Source organism: Streptomyces sp. NBRC 110611 (assembly GCF_001590865.1).
Classification (GTDB): domain Bacteria; phylum Actinomycetota; class Actinomycetes; order Streptomycetales; family Streptomycetaceae; genus Streptomyces.
This window is the reverse complement of sequence record NZ_BBUY01000003.1, coordinates 605,701-624,437: the sequence shown is the minus strand read 5'-3', so window position 1 is coordinate 624,437 and position 18,737 is coordinate 605,701. Positions and strand designations below refer to the sequence as shown.

The following is an 18,737-nucleotide window of genomic DNA, read 5'->3' as shown; positions in this document are numbered from 1 at the left end:
CGGGGGTGCCTGGGCAGCTGAGGGGCAGCCGGCCGATCGCCTGGCGGTCCCGGTCGAGGTCGACCAGGGTGATGCCGTCGGCGGGGAGGGTGTCCTGGAGGCCGCGGTGGGTGACGAGGAGCTTGGCGCCCGAGTCCTGGAGCATGTACGCCAGCCGGTCCGCCGGGTACGCCGGGTCCAGCGGCACGTACGCCGCACCCGCCTTCATGATGCCCAGCAGCGCGACGACCATCTCGGTGCTGCGCTGGACCGACAGGCCGATCAGGTCGTCCGGGCCGGCTCCCTGGGCGACCAGGTGGTGGGCGAGCTGGTTGGCCCGCTCGTCCAGCTCCCGGTAGGTCAAGGACTGGTCGCCGTACGTGACGGCGAGCGCGTCCGGCGTCAGCGCCGCCCGCTCAGCCACCCGCTCGTGGATGCAGCCCGCCTCAGGCGCCACACCACCCGTCGCATTGAACTCACGGACAACCTGCTCCACCTCCGCGTCGGTCAGCATCGGCAGCTCGGCCAGCGGGGCCTCCGGGCGGGCGAGCATGCCCTCCAGGGCGACCCGGATGTGGCCCGCCATGCGCGCGATGGTGGTCTCGTCGAACAGCTCGGCGTCGTAGGAGAGGGCGTAGGCCAGCTCCTCGCCCGCGTAGGCGATGAAGTTCAGCGGGTAGTTGGTGACATCGGCGCCTTCCAGACCGTGCAGCCGGGCGCCCGCCTCGCCGGCCTCGGCGCCCTCCGGAACCTGCTCGTCCATCGGGAAGTTCTCGAAGACGACCAGGCTGTCGAAGAGGTTCGTACCGCGCTCGATCCCGCTCCAGGTCTGGATCTGCGGCAGCGGTACGTACTCGTACTGGCGCGCCTCGACCTGGGCCGCCTGCACCTGTCCCAGCCACTCGGCGACCGGGGCCTCGGGGGTGACCCGGACGCGTACCGGCAGGGTGTTGATGAGCATGCCGACCATCGCGTCGACACCCGGCAGATCGGCCGGACGGCCGGAGACGGTCGCACCGAAGACCACGTCCGACTGGCCCGAGTAGCGTGCCAGCAGCAGCGACCAGACGCCCTGCATCACGGCGTTCACGGTCAGCCGGTGCTGCCGGGCGAAGGCGTAGATCCGCTCCGAGAGATCGGCGGGCAGGTACGAGATCAGCCGCTCGGCCGACTGGGCCTTGTGGCTGGTGGCCGGACGCTGGTCGTACGGCAGGGAGTTGGGGGTGTCGAAGCCCGCCAGCAGCTCCCGCCAGTACGCCTCGGCGGCGGCCAGGTCCTGGCCCTCCAGCCACTCCACGTACGCGCCGAACGGGCGCCGCACCGGGAGCGCGGGTTCCCGCCCGGCCGCCAACGCGTCGTAGGCGGTGGTGAGTTCGTCGAGCATCTGGGAGGTACTCCAGCCGTCCAGCAGCACATGGTGCGAGGTCCGTACGACCCGCACCCTGCTGTCGGTGACGCGGATGACGGCCATCCGCATCATCGGCGCCACCGACAGGTCCAGGCCCAGCGCCCGGTCCTCGGCGAGGAACGACTCCAGCGCGGTCGCCTGCTCGTCCGGCGAGAGCGCGCGCCAGTCCAGGTGCGTCACCGGCACCTCGACCTCGCGGTGGACCACCAGCAGCGGGCGGTCCACGCCCTCCCACACCACCGAGCCGCGCAGGATGTCGAGGTGGTCCACGACCCGCTGCCAGGCCCGGGCCAGCAGCTCCGGGTCCCGTACCCCGTCGACGAGGAACGACATCTGCTCGAAGTACGCGGCGGAGTCGGGCTCGGCGAGGGTGTGGAAGAGCATGCCGGACTGCATCGGCGTCAGCGGGTAGACGTCCGCCACGCCCCGGCCGTCGCCGACGATCCGGTCCACCCCGGCCTGGTCCAGCCCGGCCAGCGGGAAGTCCGACGGCGTCGCACCGCCGGCGTCCCCGGACAGGCAGTGCGCCACGATCTCCCGCAGCCCGTCCAGGAGTTGGGCCGCCAGCCGCTCGATGGTCGCGTCGTCGAACACCTCGCCGGAGTAGATCCAGGTGAAGCCCAGGGCGCCGCCCTCGACCATGCCGACGACATCGAGGAGGTAGGGGCGCGGCTCGTCCAGCGCGTGGTCCAGGCCGAGCGCCGGGAGCCGGTCGCGGATCAGGCCGTCCTGGCTGGTGGTGTTGTCCCACTGGCCCAGGTAGTTGAAGCTGATCTGCGGCAGCCGGTCGGCGCGCAGCTCATGCCCCGGGGTGCCGGGCCGGGACAGGAAGCGCAGCGCGTCATAGCCCAGGCCCCGGCCGGGGATCGCCCGCAGCTGCTCCTTGACGGACTTCAGCACGCCGCCCCAGTCACCCCGGTCGCCCCGGGGCAGGTCGAGCGCGATCGGGAAGTGGGTGGTGAACCAGCCGACCGTACGGGACAGGTCGACGTCCTCGAAGAGCTCCTCGCGGCCGTGGCCCTCTAGCCCCAGCACGATGCGGTCCTGGCCGGCCCACTGGGACAGGGTGCGGCCCAGGGCGCTCAGCAGGACGTCGTTGACCTGGGTGCGGTAGACGGCCGGGACCTTGTGCAGCAGCGCCTCGGTCTCCTCGCGGCCCAGCCGTACGGAGACGGTGCGCTCGTGCGCGGTGATGTTCGCCCCGTCCCTGTCGGTGGGGAGCTGGGGGGCGTGGCCGGGGTCGACGGCCTTCCAGTGCGCGAGCTCGCCGTCCAGTCCGCCGGAGCGGGTGTGCTCGGCCAGGCGTCCCGCCCACAGCTGGTAGCTGGAGGTCTTGGCGCCCAGGTCGGCCGGGCGGCCGCCGGCGAGCTGCCCGTAGGCGGTCTCCAGGTCTTCGAGGACCACGCGCCAGGAGACGCCGTCCATGACGATGTGGTGCACGGCCAGGAACAGGCGCGGTGCGCCGTCCGCGCGCTCCGGGCGCAGGAAGACGCCCTTGACCAGTTCGCCGGTGGTGAGGTTCAGGGCGCGCTGCGCGGCGAGCGCGGCCTCCTCGGCCTCGCCCGCCTCCCGTATGGAGAGCAGGCCGGCGGTCCGGTCGCCGTACTCCTGGATCCACTCCTCGCCCGCGCGGCGGTAGCGCATGCGCAGCGCGTCGTGGTGCGCGACCACCGCGGCCAGGGCGCGGCCCAGCAGTTCGGCGTCGGTGCCCGGTGCCAGCTCGACCTGCACGGACATCGCGTAGTGGTGCGGGTTGACGGTGTGCTCGGCGAGGAACCAGGCCTGGATCGGGGTGAGTTCGACCTCGCCCGAGACGGCCTGCGGCACCGCGGCGGCGGCCGTGGCGGCGATCTCTCCCACCGCGCCCGCGAGGCTCGCGACGGTCTGGTGGGTGAACAGCAGCTTCGAGGTGAGCCGCAGCCCGGCCTGGCGGGCCCGGGAGACGACCTGGATGGACAGGATCGAGTCGCCGCCCAGGTCGAAGAAGTTGTCGTGGACGCCGACCCGTTCGACGCCCAGCACCTCGGCCCAGACGGCGGCGAGGGCCTCCTCGGTGGCGGTGCGCGGGGCCTCGTACTCGGTGCCGAGCTGGTCGGCCTGGATCTCGGGCTCGGGGAGGTTGCGGCGGTCGACCTTGCCGCTGGGGGTCAGCGGCAGCTTGTCGAGGGGGACGAAGACCGCCGGGACCATGTAGTCCGGGAGCATCCCGGAGAGGTGGCCGCGCAGTTCGCCGGTGGGCAGTTCGCGGGCCGCGACGAGGTAGGCGACCAGGCGGTGGCGCCCGTCGTCGCCCTGATGGGCGATGACCGCGGCGTTCTCGACGTCCGGGTGCGTCAGGACCGCGCTCTCCACCTCGCCCAGCTCGATCCGGAAGCCGCGGATCTTGACCTGGTCGTCGGCGCGGCCCAGGAACTCCAGGTCGCCGCCGGGCAGCCGGCGGGCCCGGTCGCCGGTGCGGTACAGGCGGTCCGCGGGGTCGAAGGGGCTGGTGAGGAAGCGCTCGGCGGTCAGGTCGTCGCGGCCGTGGTAGCCGCGGCCGATCCCGTCGCCGCCGAGGTAGATCTCGCCGGGCACGCCCAGCGGCACGACCTGCATCGCGGCGTCGAGCACATGGACCCGGGTGCCGGGCAGCGGGCTGCCGATGGGCACGTAGACGCTGCCGTCCAGGGCGGTTTCGGTGGGGACGAAGACGGTGGAGTCGACGGTGGCCTCGGTGCCGCCGTAGGCGTTGACGACGACCGTGCCGTCCTGCACCTGGCGCAGCAGGGCGCGGCAGTCCTCGACCCGCCAGCCCTCGGAGCCGACGGAGATCAGCTTGAGCGGCGGGAATCCCTGGCCGCGCCGCTCGACCTCCTGGAGTACGGCGTTCATCAGGGACGGCACGATCTCGATGCCGGTGGCGCCGGTCCGGTCGATCAGGTCGAGCAGGGCCGCGGGGTCGGTGGTGACGTCCTTGGAGGCGACGATCAGGGCGCCGCCGAAGGGCAGGGAGCGGATGAGGTCCGCGAAGAACAGGTCCACCGAGAGGCTGGAGACGGACAGGAAGCGCAGCTCCAGGTCCGCCAGGCCGTAGCGCTCGTCCCAGGCGGCGCAGATGTGCCGCAGGTTGCGGTGCTCGATGGCGACGCCCTTGGGGTTGCCGGTCGAGCCGGAGGTGTAGATGACGTACGCCAGGTGCCCGGGGGCGATACCGGCGTCCGGGGCGGTGACCGGGCGGGCGGCGAGGGCCGCCTGGTCGGCGTCCAGGTCCACGACGGTGGCGTCGGTGTGCGGCAGGCGGTCACGGACCCGGCTCTGGGTGACGAGCAGGCGGGCTCCGGAGTCCTGGAGCATGTACGCCAGGCGGTCGGCGGGGAAGGCCGGGTCCAGCGGGACGTAGGCGGCGCCGGCCTTGATGATGCCGAGCAGGCCGACGACCATGCCGGCGCCGCGCTCGACGCTCAGGCCGATCAGCGTGTCGGCTCCGGCGCCCAGTTCGCGCAGGTGGTGGGCGAGCTGGTTGGCGCGCTCGTCGAGCTCGCGGTAGGTGAGGGTGGTGTCCTCGGCGACCACGGCGACCGCGTCGGGGGTGCGGGCGGCCTGCTCGGCCAGCCGCTCGTGGATCAGCCCGGTCCCGGCGCCGGCCGTGCCGGTGGCGTTGAAGCCGTGGACGAGCTGCTCCGTCTCGCCGTCGGTGAGCATCGGCAGCGTGCCGACCGGGGTCCCGGGGGCCTGCGCGGCGGCGGCCAGCAGGACGTTGAGGTGGCCGGTCAGGCGCGCGATGGTCGCCTCGTCGAACAGCTCGGTGCTGTACTCGGCCAGGCCCAGCAGCGCGCCGTCGCGCTCCTCGAATTCGAGGGTGAGGTCGAAGAGGGCGGCGTCCCGCTCCAGTTCGTAGGTCTCGCTCTCCAGGCCGGGGAACTTCGCGGGCCCGGTCTGGGTGTTGTGCAGCACGACCATGGCCTGCACCAGCGGGGTGCGGCTGGTGTCGCGCTCGGGGGAGAGCGCCTCCACCAGCTTGTCGAAGGGCACGTCCTCGTGTGCGAAGGCGTCGAGGACGGTGTCCTTGACCTGGCCCAGCAGCGCCAGGAAGGACGCCGTGGGGTCGATGTGCGAGCGCAGCACGACGGTGTTGACGAGGAAGCCGACGAGCTGTTCCAGGTCGTTGTGGCCGCCGCGACCGGAGGCGGAGGTGCCGACGGCGATGTCCTCCTGGCCGGAGTAGCGGGCCAGGACGGTCTTGGCGGCGGCGGTCAGCGCCATGAAGAGGGTGGCGCCCTGGCCGCGGGCCAGGTCCTTGACGGCCGCGACGGTGGCGGCCGGGACCTCGAAGGCGTAGGTGGCACCGGCGCTGGAGCGCACGGCGGGGCGCGGCCGGTCGGTGGGCAGGTCGAGCGGGGCGAGGCCGGCGAGGCGCTCGCGCCACCAGTCGAGCTGCGTCTCCAGCAGGCCGCCGTTCTCCAGCCGGTCGCGCTGCCAGGCCGCGAAGTCCGGGTACTGCGCGGTGACGCGGGGCAGCGCGGCGTCCAGGCCCTCGGTCCGGGCCGCGTACAGGGCGCCCAGTTCGCGGGCGACGATGCCCATCGACCAGCCGTCGGTGACGATGTGGTGCATCCCCAGGATGAAGAGGTGCTCGCCGTCCGCGACCTTGACGAGCAGGACGCGTACCAGCGGCCCGCCCTTCAGGTCATAGGGGCGCGCCATCTCCTCGCGTACCAGCTCCCGGGCCCGCTGCTCGCGCTCGCCGGGCGCCGCGGCGGACACGTCGGCCTGCCGCCACTCGGGGTGCAGCTCGGCGTGGACCACCTGGACGCCCTTGCCGTCCACCGCGTCGAAGGTGGTGCGCAGCGCCTCGTGCCGGGAGACCAGGTCCCGCAGCGCACCGTGCAGCGCCTCGGCATCCAGCTCTCCGGTGAGCCGCAGCGGGAGCGCCGAGTGGTAGTCGGCGCTCTCCGGCTCGAAGTCCTCCAGGAACCACAGCCGCTGCTGGCCGAAGGACATCGGCAGCGCACCGTCCCGCGGCACGGACGGGATCGAGGGCGTGGCGGCGGCCTGACCGGCCAGACGCCGGGCGAGCGCCTGCCGCAGATGCTCGGGCAGTGCGGTGATCCGGTCCGCGCGGGATGACGGCGTGTTCATGGAGGCTCCCCCTACGGGCTACGGGCTACGGGCTACGGGCTACGGGTGGCTGGGTGCGGGGCGGTCGGTACGGATCAGCGGGTGGTCAGGCTCTTGGGCCGCAGGTCGGTCCAGTGCGCCTCCACGTAGGCCAGGCACTCGTCGCGCGGCGCGGCGTCCAGGGCGACGGTCCAGCCGGCCGGCACGTCGTTGGTGGCGGGCCACAGGGAGTGCTGGCCCTCGGCGTTGACCAGGACGAGGTAGGAACGGTCGGACTGCTCAAAGGGGTTGGACATGGCCATACCTTTCGAAGTGGTGGGTGGTGCGTGGTGGGTGTCCGGGTCCGGGTCCGGGGCCGGGTCCGGGGCGTGGGGCGGGGGGGCGGAGCGCGGCCGTGACCGGCGCCCCGCCCCCCGGCCCCGTCACTCGGCGCCGGCGGTCTGCTCCAGCTCGGCGAGGATCTGCTCCTCGATCTCGTACGCGGTCTCGGCGACCGTCGGCCGGTCGAACAGCAGCCGGGGCGAGAGGGCGGTGCCGAACGAGGAGTTGATCCGCGACACCATCCGCAGCGCCAGCAGCGAGTCGCCGCCCCGCTCGAAGAAGTTGTCGTGGATGCCCACCCGCTCGGCGCCCAGCAGCTCCTCCCAGACGCTCACCAGGAACTCCTCGGTGACGGTGCGCGGCGCCTCGTAGGCCGTGCCGGCCGCCATCCGCTGCCGCGGTGTGGGCAGGGCCCGCCGGTCCACCTTGCCGTTGGCGGTCAGCGGCAGCCGGTCGAGGGCGACGAAGGCCGACGGCAGCATGTACGCGGGCAGCGTGGCCGCCAGGTGGTCGCGGAGCGCGGCGGCGTCCGGCTCGCTCCCGGCGGGCGCCACCAGGTAGCCGACCAGGAACTTCCGGCCGTCCTCCTCGTGTGCCGCCACCACGGCGTCGGTGACGTCGGGGTGCGCGGTCAGCGCGGCCTCGATCTCGCCGGTCTCGATCCGGAAGCCGCGGATCTTGACCTGGCCGTCGCCGCGGCCGAGGAACTCCAGCGTCCCGTCGGCCCGCCACCTGGCGAGGTCGCCGGAGCGGTACATCCGGCTGCCCGGCTCCCCGAACGGGTTGGCGACGAACCGCTCGGCGGTCGGCGCGGCCCCGCCCAGGTAGCCGCGGGCCAGGCCCTCACCGGCGAGGTACAGCTCGCCGGGTACGCCGACCGGTGCGGGCCGCAGCGTCTCGGTGAGCACGTACGCCTGGGTGTTGCCGATCGGGCGGCCCAGCGGCACCGGCGCGGTGCCGTCCGCCTGCGCGTCCAGCTCGTGGGTGGCGGCGAACGTGGTGGCCTCGGTCGGGCCGTAGCCGTTGGTCAGCCGCAGGCCCGGGTGGGCGGCCAGAACACGGGCACAGTGCTCGGGGGAGAGCTTGTCGCCGCCCGCGATCAGGTGCCTGAGCCCGCCGAGCGCCTCGATCGCGTCGGCCCCCTCGTCCACCATCTGGTGGAACAGGCCCGCGGTCAGCCACAGGTGGGTGACCCGCTCCGCCGTGAGGAACCTGCCGAGCTCGGCCGCGGTGGGCAGCGTCGGCGGGTGCACGGCCAGCCGGGCGCCGCCCAGCAGGGCCGCCCACACCTCGAAGGTGGCGGCGTCGAAGGACAGCGAGGCGAACTGCGCCACCGCGTCGCCCGGCGCGATGTCCGCGTACCCGGACTCGTGCACCAGGCGGACCACCGCGCGGTGCGGGGTGAGCACGCCCTTCGGGGTGCCGGTGGAGCCGGAGGTGTACATCACGTACGCGAGCTGGTGCGGCGAGTGCGCCACCTCGGGGGCGGTCGCCGGACGCGCCGCGATCGCCTCGGCGTCCCGGTCCAGGTCCACCACGGCCGCCGCGGTCCCGGGGAGGCGGTCGCGCAGGTGCTTCTGGGTGACCAGCAGCCCGGTGCCGGTGTCGCGGAGCATGAACGCCAGCCGGTCGGCCGGGTAGTCCGGGTCCAGCGGGACGTAGGCCGCGCCGGCCTTGACGATGCCCAGCAGGGCGATGACGGCCTGGGCGCCGCGCTCGGCGCACAGCCCCACCATGACCTCCGGGCCCGCACCGAGCCCGGCCAGGTGGTGGGCGAGCCGGTTGGCCCGCTCGTCCAGCTCCCGGTAGGTCAGGGTCTCGCCTTCGTACGACAGGGCCGCCGCGTCCGGGTGCTCGGCCGCACGCCGGGCGAACAGCTCCGCCAGGGAGGCGTCCGGCAGGGCGCGGGCGGTGTCGTTCCAGTCGCGTACGACGGTCTCCGCCTCGCCCGCGCCCAGCATCGGCAGCTCCGCGAGGGGGCGCCGCGGGCCGTCGGCGATGCCGTCGAGCAGGGCGCCGAAGTGGGTGGCGATCCGCTCGATGGTGGCCGGGTCGAAGACCGCGGCGTCGTAGGCGAGGGCGTAGGCCAGCTCGTCGCCCGCGTACGCGATGAGGTTCAGCGGGTAGTTGGTGACGTCCGCGCCCTCGACCTCGCTGAGGGTCAGTCCGCCCTCGGCCGCGGCCCGGCCGTCGACCGGGTAGTTCTCGAAGACGACCAGGCTGTCGAAGAGGCCCGCGCCGTGGTCGAGGCCGCTCCAGGTCTGGATCTGCGGCAGCGGCACGTACTCGTACTGCCGCGCCTCCACCTGGGCCGCCTGAAGCCGGCCCAGCCAGTCCGCGACGTCCGCCGCCGGATCCACCTCGACCCGCACCGGGAGGGTGTTGATGAGCATGCCGACCATCGCGTCCACGCCCGGCAGATCGGCCGGACGGCCGGAGACGGTGGCGCCGAAGACCACGTCGGACTGGCCCGAGTAGCGCGCCAGCAGCAGTGACCAGGCGCCCTGGACCACGGCATTGAGGGTGAGCCGGTGGCCGCGGGCGAACTCCGCCAGGCGGTGGCTCGCCTCCGGCGTCAGCCGGGTGACCAGCCGGCTGGTGGAACGGGCCTGGTAGGAGGAGGCCGGACGGCGGTCGTAGGGCAGGGCGTTGGGGGCGTCGAAGCCCGCCAGCAGCTCCCGCCAGTACGTCTCCGCGGCGCCCAGGTCCTGGCCCTCCAGCCACTCCACGTACGCCCCGAACGGGCGCCGCACCGGCAGCGCGGGCTCCCGGCCGCCGGCCAGCGTCGCATGGGCGGTGAAGGTCTGGGACAGCACGTCGAAGGTGCTCCAGCCGTCCAGCAGCAGGTGGTGGAAGGAGCAGACCAGGCGTACGGCCGTGTCGGAGACGCGGATGAGGGCGAGGCGCATCAGGGGCGCGGCCGACAGGTCCAGGCCCCGCGCCCGGTCCCCGGCGAGGAACTCCGCCAGCGCGGCCTTGCGCTCGTCCTCGGTGTGCGCGCGCCAGTCCAGGTGCGTGACGGGCAGCTCGACGTTCCGGTGGACCACCAGCAGCGGGCGGTCCACGCCCTCCCACACCACCGAGCCGCGCAGGATGTCGAGGTGGTCCACGACCCGCTGCCAGGCCTCGGCCAGCAGCTCCGGGTCCGGTACCCCGTCGAGGACGAAGGTCATCTGCTCGAAGTAGGCGGGCGAGCCGGGTTCGGCGAGGGAGTGGAAGAGCATGCCGGACTGCATCGGCGTCAGCGGGTAGACGTCCGCCACGCCCCGGCCGTCGCCGACGATCCGGTCCACCGCGGCCTGGTCCAGCCCGGCCAGCGGGAAGTCCGACGGCGTCGCACCGCCGGCATCCCCGGACAGGCAGTGCGCCACGATCTCCCGCAGCGCGTCCAGGAGCCGGTCCGCCAGGCGTTCGACGGTGGCCGTGTGGTGGCTGCCGGGCGAGTGGATCCAGTCGATCCGCAGCACGCCGTCGCTCACCATCGCCACCACGTCGATCAGGTGCGGGCGCGGCTGCTCCGGGGCCTGGTCGCGGCCGAGCGCGTCCAGCCGGCCCCGGACGAGGCCGTCCTGGCTGATGGTGTTGTCCCACTGGCCCAGGTAGTTGAAGCTGATCCGCGGCTGTTCCTGGGCGGCGAGCGCCCGGCCGGCACCGTCCGGCGCGGAGAGGTGGCGCAGCGCGCCGTAGCCCAGACCACGGCCGGGGATGGCCCGCAGGCCCTCCTTGACGGACTTCAGCGCCTCGCCCCAGCCGCCCCGGGGGACGTCGAGCGTGACGGGGTAGATGGTGGTGAACCAGCCGACGGTCCGCGACAGGTCGACGTCGTCGAACAGCTCCTCGCGGCCATGGCCCTCCAGGGCGATGGTCGTCGGGTGGCCGGCCCAGTCGCCCAGCACCCGGCCCAGGGCCGCCAGCAGGACGTCGTTGATCTGGGTGCGGTAGACGGCCGGGACCTTCTGGAGCAGGGCCTCGGTCTCCTCGCGGCCCAGGCACGCGGTCGCCACGGCGGTGCTGCCGAAGGTGTTCGGCTCGGCGCCGTCCACCGGGATCTCCCGGGAGCCGTCGACGCCCTGCCAGTAGGCGAGTTCGCCGTCCAGGGCGCCCGAGCGGACGTGGTCGGCAAGGCGCTGCGCCCACTGCTGGTAGCTGGACGTCTTGGCGCCCAGGTCGACGGTACGGCCCTCGGCCAGCTGCGCGTACGCGGTGGCCAGGTCCTCCAGGACGACCCGCCAGGACACCCCGTCCATCACCAGGTGGTGGACGGTGAGGAACAGCCGCGGCGCGCGGCCCGCGCCCAGCCGGAAGAAGACGCCCTTGACCAGGGTGCCCGAGGTCAGGTCCAGCGAGCGCTGCGCGGCCGAGGCGGCCTCGTGCAGGGCGGTTTCGCGGGCCCGGTCGTCCTGGGCGTCCAGGGTCGACAGGTCGCGTACGGTCAGCAGGCTCTCGGGCGCCGTGCCGTACTCCTGCACCCACCGCCCGCCGTCGCGGCGGTAGCGCATGCGCAGCGCGTCGTGGTGGGCGACCACGGCGGCGAGGGCGCGCTCCAGAACGGTGGTGTCGGTGTCGGGTACCAGCTCGACCTGCACCGACATGCCGTAGTGGTCGGGGTTGACGGTGTGCTCGGCGAAGAACCACCGCTGGATCGGGGTGAGTTCGGCCTCGCCGGACACCTCGGCGGCGGACCGGGCACCCGGCCCGTCGGCGACGGAGGTGACCGCGGGGGCCAGCGCCGCGACGCTCTGGTGCACGAACAGCAGCTTCGAGGTGAGCCGGAGCCCGGCCTGGCGGGCCCGCGAGACGACCTGGATGGACAGGATCGAGTCGCCGCCCAGGTCGAAGAAGTTGTCGTGGACGCCGACCCGTTCGACGCCCAGTACCTCGGCCCAGACGGCGGCCAGGGCCTCCTCGGTGGCGGTGCGCGGGGCGACGTACTCGCCGCCCAGCTGCTCGGCCTGGAGCTCCGGCTCGGGCAGGTTGCGGCGGTCCACCTTGCCGCTGGGCGTCAGCGGCAGCTTGTCGAGGGGGACGAAGACGGCCGGGACCATGTAGTCCGGCAGCGTTCCGCCGAGGTGGGCCCGGAGTTCGCCGGTGGCCGGCGCCTGGCTCGCGACGAGGTACGCGACCAGGCGGCGGCGCCCGTCGGCGCCCTGGTGGGCGACCACCGCGACGTCGGTGACGTCCGGGTGGGTGGACAGCGCGGTCTCGATCTCGCCCAGCTCGATCCGGAAGCCGCGGATCTTGACCTGGTCATCGGCACGGCCCAGGTACTCCAGCGTGCCGTCGGCCCGCCACCGTGCCACGTCGCCGGACCGGTACATCCGGCTGCCCGGCTCCCCGAACGGGTTGGCGACGAACCGCTCGGCGGTCAGCGCGGCCCGGCCCAGGTAGCCGCGGGCCAGGTGGGGACCGGCGATGTGGAGCTCGCCGGGGACACCGACCGGGACCGGCCGGAGCGCGGCGTCCAGGAGGTAGACCTGGGTGTTGGCGACCGGGGTGCCGATGGGCGGTACGGCGGTGCCGCCGAGCGGGGCGCTCATGGTGGTGCAGATGGTGGCCTCGGTCGGACCGTACGCGTTGATCATGCGGCGGTCCGCCGACCAGCGCGCCACCAGGTCACCGGTGCTCGCCTCGCCGCCCACGACCAGCGTGCGCAGCCCCTCCAGGCCCGCGGGGTCGAGGGTGGCCACCGCGGAGGGCGCCAGCAGGGCGTGGGTGATGCGCCGGTCGCGCAGGAAGCTCTGCAGCGCCTCGCCGACGATCGGGCCGTGCGGCGGCAGGACGAGGGTGGCGCCGGCGGGCAGCGCCATCAGCACCTCCATGACGGCGCCGTCGAAGCTGGCGGAGGCGAACTGCAGCACCCGGCTGTCCTCGGTGACCGCCAGCCGGTCGATCTCGGCGGCGGCCAGGTTGCCGATGCCGGAGTGCGGGACCAGCACGCCCTTGGGGGTGCCGGTGGAGCCGGAGGTGTAGATGACGTAGGCGAGGTGCCCGGTGGTCAGGCCGGCCACGGGGGCGGTGGCCGGGCGGGCGGCGATCGCCTCCCGGTCGCGCACCAGGTCCACCAGCGGAACGTCCACGGCGGGGAGTTCGCCGCGCAGGTGCTCCTGAGTGACGATCAGCCGTGCCCCGGAGTCCTCCAGCATGAAGGTCAGCCGGTCGGCCGGGTAGGCCGGGTCCAGCGGCAGGTAGGCGGCGCCCGCCTTCATGATGCCCAGCAGCCCGACGACCATTTCGGTGCCGCGCTCCACGCACAGGCCGACCAGGTCGTCCGTCCCGACGCCCTGGGCACGCAGGTGGTGGGCGAGCCGGTTGGCCCGCTCGTCCAGCTCGCGGTAGGTCAGCGCGCCCTGTGCGTCCTCGACGGCGACCGCGTCCGGCCGCTGTGCGGCCCGCGCGGCGAACAGCTCGGGGAAGGTGCCGGCCAGCGGGTCCTGCGCGGCCGCGTTCCACTCCCGTACGACCTGCTCGTACTCGCCGTCGGTGAGCATCGGCAGCGCCGAGACCGGCCGCTCGGGGTCGGCCGCGGCGCCCGCGAGGAGGGTGTTCACATGCCCGGCCAGCCGGGCGACGGTGGCCTCGTCGAACAGGGCGGTGCTGTAGCCGATCCGGGCCTGAAGCGCGTCACCGGCCTCGAAGAACTCCACCGTCAGGTCGAAGGGCGCCGCGTCCCGCAGCACCGGGTGGTCGGCGGCCTCGACGCCGGGGAAGGTGACGCCCTCGTTGGGGGCGTTCTGCAGCACGACCATGGCCTGGATCAGCGGGGTGCGGCTGGTGTCGCGCTCCAGCTGCATCGCCTCCACCACGCGCTCGAAGGGCACCTCCTCGTGCGCGAAGGCCTCCAGGACGGTCTCCTTGACCTGTCCCAGCAGCCGCCCGAAAGACGCCTGCGGGTCGATGTGCGAGCGCAGCACGACGGTGTTGACCAGGAAGCCGACCAGCTGCTCCAGGTCCTTGTGGCCGCGGCCGGCGGACGCGGTGCCCACCGCGATGTCCTCCTGGCCGGAGTAGCGCGCGAAGACCGCCTTGACGGCCGCGGTCAACGCCATGAACAGGGTCGCGCCGCGGCCCTTGGCCAGCTCCTTGACGCCGGCGACGGTGGCCGCCGGCACGTCGAAGCCGTACACGGCGCCGGCCGTGGAGCGCACGGCGGGGCGCGGCCGGTCGGTGGGCAGCTCCAGCGGGGTGACGCCGGCGAGGCGCTCCCGCCACCAGTCGAGCTGCTCGTCCAGCAGCCCGCCGCCCTCCAGCCGGCCGCGCTGCCAGGCCGCGAAGTCGGCGTACTGGACGGACAGTTCGGGCAGTGCGGCGGCGCGTCCCTCGACCCGGGCCGCGTACAGCTCGCCCAGCTCGGCCGCGATCACGCCCATCGACCAGCCGTCGGTGACGATGTGGTGCATCCCCAGGACGCAGACGTGCTCGGCGGCACCGGCCTTCACCAGCAGTACCCGCACCAGCGGGCCCGCCTGGAGGTCGTAGGCGCGGGCGGTCTCGGCGCGCACCAGCTCCCGCAGCCGCTCCTCACGCAGGTCGGCGGCGACCGCGGAGATGTCCGCGGTGTGCCACTCGGGCGCCAGCTCCTCGTGGACGACCTGGACGCCCTTGCCCTCGACGGCACCGAAGGTGGTACGCAGCGATTCGTGCCGGGACGTCAGGTCGCCGGCGGCGGCGCGCAGCGCGTCCGCGTCCAGCTCACCGGTCAGCCGCAGCCCGAACGCGGTGTGGTACTCGGCGCTGCCCGGGTCGAAGTCCTCCAGGAACCACAGCCGCTGCTGGCCGAAGGACATCGGCAGCGGTCCGGTGCGCGGCACGGCCGGGATCGGGGCGTCCTCCACGGACTCCTCCGGCGCGACCTGCGCGGCCAGTTCGGCGACGGTGGGCGCGTCGAAGAGCGCCCGCGGCGAGAGCTGGACGCCCAGCGCCTGGCGCATCCGGGAGACGGCACGGACGGACAGGATGGAGTTGCCGCCGAGGGTGTCGAAGAAGTTGTCGTGGATGCCGACCCGCTCCACGCCCAGCACCTCGGCCCACACCCCGGAGAGGGTCTGCTCGACGGCGTTGCGGGGGGCCGCGAAGGCCTCGTCGGCCGGTTCGGCGGCGGCGCCCGGCTCGGGCAGCGCCCGGCGGTCCACCTTGCCGTTGGGGGTCAGCGGCAGCGCGTCCAGCACGACGACGGCGGCCGGGACCATGTATTCGGGCAGCCGCTCGGCCAGGTGCGCCTTGAGGCCCTCGGCGCTCGGGCGGCGCCCGGCGTCGGCCGCCGCGACGTACGCCAGCAGGTTGGTGTTGTGGGTGATCACCACGGCCTGGGCGACGTCCGGGTGGCGGGCCAGCTCCTCCTCGATCTCGCCCAGTTCGATCCGGAAGCCGCGGACCTTGACCTGGTCGTCGGCGCGGCCCAGGTACTCCAGCATGCCGTCCGCGCGCCAGCGGGCGATGTCGCCCGAGCGGTACATCCGGCTGCCCGGCTCGCCGAAGGGGTTGGCGACGAACCGCTCGGCGGTCAGCCCGGTCCGGCCGTGGTAGCCGCGCGCCAGACCGGCACCGGCGATGTAGAGCTCGCCGCGCACACCGGCGGGGACCGGCTGCAGCGCGTCATCGAGGACGTAGATCCGGGTGTTGGCGATCGGGGTGCCGATGGGCGGTACGGCGGCGCCGGAGAGCGGGGCGCTCATGGTGGCGCACACCGTGCTCTCGGTCGGGCCGTACGCGTTGATCATGCGGCGGCCCGCCGACCAGCGCGCCACCAGGTCACCGGTGCTCGCCTCGCCGGCCACGACGAGCGTGGCCCGCTCGGGCAGGCCGCGGCCGTCGGGCAGTACGGCGACGGTGGCGGGGGTCAGGGTGGCGTGGGTGACGCCGTGCTCGGCGGCGTAGGCGGCCAGCGGCTCGCCGGGCAGCATGGTGTCCTTGCCGCCCATCACCAGCGCGGCGCCGGTGAGGATGCCCATGCAGATCTCCCAGAACGCCGCGTCGAAGCTGGCGGAGGCGAACTGCAGCACCCGGCTGCCCGGCGTGACATCGAAGTGCTCGATCTGGACGGCGGCGAGGTTGCCGATACCCGCGTGGGAGACCAGGACGCCCTTGGGACGGCCGGTGGAGCCGGACGTGTAGATGACGTAGGCCAGGTCCTCCGGCGCGAACGCGACGTCCGGGGCCGTGGTGGGGTGCCGGGCGATGTCCTCGCGGTCCCGGTCCGGCATCACGAACTCGGCGTCGGTGCCGGGCAGATGGTCCGCCAGCCGCTCCTGGGTGACGATCAGCCGCGCGCCGGAGTCCTCCAGCATGTACGCCAGGCGGTCGGCGGGGTACGAGGGGTCCAGCGGCAGGTAGGCGGCGCCCGCCTTCATGATGCCCAGCAGCCCGACGACCATCTCGGCGCCGCGCTCCACGCACAGGCCGACCAGGTCGTCCGTCCCGACGCCCCGCTCCCGCAGGTGGTGGGCCAGCTGGTTGGCCCGCTCATCCAACTCCCGGTAGGTGACCCGGCCCTGCTCGTCCACGACGGCGACCGCGTCGGGCAGTGCGGCGACCCGGGCCGCGAACAGCTCGGGGAAGGTCCCGGCCGGCACCTCGCGGTCGGTGGCGTTCCACTCCCGTACGACCTGCTCGAACTCGCCGTCGGTGAGCATCGGCAGCGCCGAGACCGGCCGCCCGGGGTCGGCCGCGGCGCCCGCGAGGAGGGTGTTCACATGCCCGGCCAGCCGGACGACGGTGGCCTCGTCGAACAGGGCGGTGCTGTAGCCGATCCGGGCCGCGAGCTCCTCGCCGCTCTCGGCGAACTCCAGCGACAGATCGAGCGGGTCGATCTCGGCGCCGGCGTCGCGGTGCAGGACCACCATGGCCTGGACGAAGGGGGTGGTGCTGGTGTCGCGCTCCGGCCGCAGCGCCTCGACCAGCTCGGCCGGCTCCACGCCGTCGTGCGCGAACGCGCCGCGCACGGTCTCCTTGACGTCGCCCAGCAGCGCCGCGAAGGACGCCCGCGCCTCGACCTGGGTCCGCAGGACGACGGTGGTGCCGGCTTCCTCGGAGACGGTGCCCAGCGCGATGTCCTCCTGGCCGGAGTAGCGGGCGAACAGCGCCTGCGCGGCGGCCACCAGGACCTCCAGCAGCGTGGCGTCGTGGCGCCCGGCCAGCTCCCGCAGGCCCGCGACGGTGGCGGCCGGCACGGTGTACGCGTACGACGCGCAGTCGGTGGAGCGCACCACGGGGCGCGGACGGTCGATGGGCAGCTCCAGCGGGGTGATCCCCGCCAGCCGGTCTCGCCAGTACTCCACCGGCGGGTGGGCCGCTCGGTCGGTCGACGCGTTGGCGCGAGCCACGTTGTACCTCCAGGATCGGGTGACTTCCGCGCAGCCCGAACACCGCCTGCGGCCAGGCGTCAGCTCTCCGGGGCCGGGAAGTGACCGTGAAAACGTGAAAAGTCGGGTGCGTGGGAAAAGACGGGATGCGTAGGGAAGTGGTGTGGGGACCGCGCGCCGGGCCTAGCGGGCCGCGGGCCGCTCGCGGCGGGCCGAGCGCCCGGCGAGCTGCATCAGCGCGGCCTCACCGGTGGCGCCGTCCAGGACGAACCGCCCGGTGTAGGGGGCCTCGTCGGCGTCGGTGCGGCGAGCGGTGAACAGCAGCCCGTCGGGGCCGTGCAGGGTCATGTCGGCGAGGAGTCCGGTACGGTCGCTCAGCCGCAGCCCGCCCTCGTGGCGGGCGATGGTGAAGCGCGTGTCACCGTTGAGGTAGTCACCCAACAGCCGTGCCGGGTCTGGCTGTTGGCCCGGCGGCGCGTCCGGGACGGGCTGCTGGTGGTCGGCGACGTCGATACCGGCCTTCCGCAGCTCCGCGACGATCCGCGGCCACAGGAGCGTGCCCGTGGTGGCGTTGGTGGTCAGCGCGACGGCCACCCGCCGGCCGGGGTGGAAGCGCAGCTGGGCGGTGCCGCCGTCGACCGTGCCGTCATGGCCCAGCCACCCGCTGTCCGCACCGCCGTAGCGGGCCAGGCCCAGCGCCCAGCCGTCCGCCATGCCGAAGGCGTCGGCGGCCGGCACCGGTGTGTGCATCTCGGCACGTGCGTCCTCATCCAGCAGGTCGGCGGCCGACGGCGAGTCGCCGAAGTGCAGTCGAGCGAGGGCGACCAGGTCCTCGGCGCTGCCGCCGAGACCGCTGGCCGGGGCCCAGGTGGGCGGCAGGAAGACCTCGACCGGGTGCGCGCCGCCGCGTTCGAGCCGGACGGCGTGCCCGGTGGCCACGGCGCGCGACGCGGCGGGGCCGTGCAGGAAGTACGGGTCGATGCCGAGCGGACGCAGCAGGAAGCTCTCCACCGCCGCCTGCCAGCTCAGGTCCGTGACCGCCTCGATGACCCGGCCGAGGAGGTTGTAGCCGGTGTTGGAGTACGAGAAGACCTCGCCGGGCCGGTGCAGCAGCCCGGTGGCCGCCACGGCGGCCGCGTAGCGCCGCAGCGAGCGCTCGTCGGCGTCGTCGAGTTCATGGTCGGCCAGCATCCCGCCGGTGTGGCTCAGCAGCTGCCGTACGGTGACCGCGGCCATTTCCGGGTCCGCGGGGCGGGCGAATTCCGGCAGGAATTCCGCCACCGTGTCGTCGAGTTCCACATCGCCGTCGGAAACCAGCTGCATCACCACGGTCGCGGTGAATGCCTTGCTCACCGATCCATAGGGAAAGGCGGTGCCGGTGTCCACCGCATCGTCGGCTCCGATCCGCCGGACTCCCGTGGCCAGCGAAAGGGTTTCCCCTTCGGTGTACACGGCGAGCTGGGCTCCTGGAACACCGGTTTCCGCGGCGAGTTCCCGCAGCCGGTCCCCCACATACTGCACTTCCATGCCTTCCCAGGAGAGTGGTGAATCGGGCCCCGTCGTGCGGCGGGGCCGCCGCGGCGCCTGCCCGCCCTCTGGCCAGGGCGGGACGGCCGTCCGCTGAGCTGATGGTT

General features: G+C 73.8%; 4 protein-coding genes. All 4 read right to left on the bottom strand.

The window, feature by feature from the left end; translation table 11 throughout:
* The coding region (locus AZE13_RS10915; RefSeq protein ID WP_147264641.1) for a non-ribosomal peptide synthetase at positions 1-6,505 on the bottom strand (6,505 nt) is incomplete at its 3' end.
* Between the two features lie 74 nt (positions 6,506-6,579).
* Entirely contained in the window at positions 6,580-6,780 is a 201-nt protein-coding gene (locus tag AZE13_RS10910; RefSeq protein WP_066929466.1) for an MbtH family protein, read from the bottom strand.
* Between the two features lie 126 nt (positions 6,781-6,906).
* Positions 6,907-17,124 (bottom strand): non-ribosomal peptide synthetase, encoded by a 10,218-nt coding sequence (locus tag AZE13_RS10905; protein WP_066929464.1) that lies wholly within the window; start codon positions 17,122-17,124, stop codon positions 6,907-6,909.
* A 162-nt stretch (positions 17,125-17,286) separates the two neighbouring features.
* On the bottom strand, positions 17,287-18,630 hold the full coding sequence (locus AZE13_RS10900; RefSeq protein WP_066929463.1) for a serine hydrolase domain-containing protein: 1,344 nt from the start codon (positions 18,628-18,630) through the stop codon (positions 17,287-17,289).
* Positions 18,631-18,737 lie beyond the last annotated feature (107 nt).